This is a genomic window from Rothia sp. HMSC071B01 (genome assembly GCF_001808945.1).
Classification (GTDB): Bacteria; Actinomycetota; Actinomycetes; order Actinomycetales; family Micrococcaceae; genus Rothia.
Window position 1 is genome coordinate 144,728 of the sequence record NZ_KV795071.1, and the last position, 2,065, is coordinate 146,792.

The following is a 2,065-nucleotide window of genomic DNA, read 5'->3' on the forward strand; positions in this document are numbered from 1 at the left end:
TCAATGAAAGCCCCTCCAAAAAGGAAGGGAAATTCGAAGCTATCGGAGCCGTCGTAGAAGACACAATCAAGCCTCAATGAAAGCCCTTCCGAAAAGGAAGGGAGATTGTCGGGGATTTGGGGTGCCCCGTAGAGGGTGACGGCCCCTCAATGAAAGCCCCTCCGAAAAGGAAGGGAAATCGCCGCCTCCTGGACGAAGGCATGCCGGGCCAGTGCCGTCGCCTCAATGAAAGCCCTTCCGAAAAGGAAGAGAAATTGAGCTTCCACGCGACATACGAGGTGCACTCACCAAAGCCTCAATGAAAGCCCTTCCCAAAAGGAAGGGAAATTTTCTTGAAGTCTTGAGCCATGCCGCCGTGGACGTAGCCTCAATGAAAGCCCTTCCCATAAGGAAGGGAAATGCAACCATTGTAAACCGAAGGCCAAGCCGCTGATAGCCTCAATGAAAATCCCTACGAAAAAGCAGGGAAATAGGCGCTTAGCGGTTGTTGTTTCCTAGCGCGTCGTAACCTCAATGAAAGTCCTTACGAAATTGTAGGGAAGTGATGCGATGACCAAGACCTATGCCTTCGCGGGCTCGCCTCAATGAAAGCCCTCCCGAAAAGGTAGGGAAATGCGTCACCGACGATACCCCCGACGTGGCATACGCCCCGCCTCAATGAAAGCCCTTCCCAGGAGGAAGGGAAATTGTCGTAAGCGCCCGAAATGTAGAGGCAGAGGTGGGTGCCTCAATGAAAGTCCCTACGAATAGGTAGGGAATAGCCTGCGGCGATACATACCGTTGGCGCGGCCACGTTGTGCCTTAATGCAAGTCTCTCCTGATAGAGAGAGAACATCTCATAATATACACCTGTCTCACTCAGTGCATGAGTCCTCAATAAAAGCCCCTCCGAAAAGGAAGGGAAATACCCCAAAAACAACCCAACAACCCGCGCATGGGTACGGCCTCAATGAAAGCCCTTCCGAAAAGGAAGGGAAACCCCGTCATGGAAGACCACGCGCGGGTGTGCAGCGTTGAAGCCTCAATGAAAGCCCCTCCAAAAAAGAAGGGAAATCTTGAACGCGGCCGCATAGATCAGCGAGGCCACGGGCTTGCCTCAATGAAAGCCCCTCCGAAAAGGAAGGGAAATTGAGTCTTCACCATTTCGCCGCCGCTAATAAACGGCTTGCCTCAATGAAAGCCCTCCCAATAGGAAGGGAAATTTTGGTGCGGGTGTGCTCTCCGCGGCGGCCGTCCCAGCCTCAATGAAAGCCCCTCCAAAAAGGAAGGGAAATTGGAGGGCCTCGCTAACGCTGGTTCGACGGACACGGCCTCAATGAAAGCCCTCCCAAAAAGGAAGGGAATTGGAGTGCCTAGGCTGAGGATTTGAAAGAGCCTTCTGGGCCTCAAAGAAAGCCCCTCCGAATAGGAAGGAAAATGAACCAGACGTAGCCGTTGTTAGCGACATAGCCGTCGCCTCGATGAAAGCCCTTCCGGAAAGGAAGGGAAAATGACCTGGTCAGCAGGAATAGTGCGGGTGCCGTAGGCGCCTCAATGAAAGCCCTCCCGAAAAGGAAGGGAAATCCGGGGCGGATACTGAGCGGCCCGGCCTTGGCACCGTTGGCCTCAATGAAAGCCCTTCCCAAAAGGAAGGGAAAGAGCTGGTGGGTTGCCAGGGTGGCATGCACAGTCGCGCCTCAATGAAACCCCTTCCAAAAAAGGAAGGGAAATCGCGCCGCTGACGGACGATAACGGCAACCCGATCGAGCCTCAATGAAAGCCCCTCCAAGAAGAAGAGAAAATTCGCCGTTGCGCTCAGGGAAATAATAGCGGAACGCCTCGCCTCAATGAAAGCCCTTCCCAGAAGGAAGGGAAATTGGCCCGACAATTGAGAACCTGCGGGTTTGCGGGCCTCAATGAAAGCCCTTCCAAAAAGGAAGGGAAATCCTGGGCGACCAAGATCTTGTCCGCAGGCTGCTGCTTGCCTCAATGAAAGTCCCTCCCAAAAGGAAGGGAAATCTGCGTTGGCTCGTGAGGGCATGCTCGGCGAATCTGACCCTCAATGAAAGTCCCTCCGAAAAGGAAG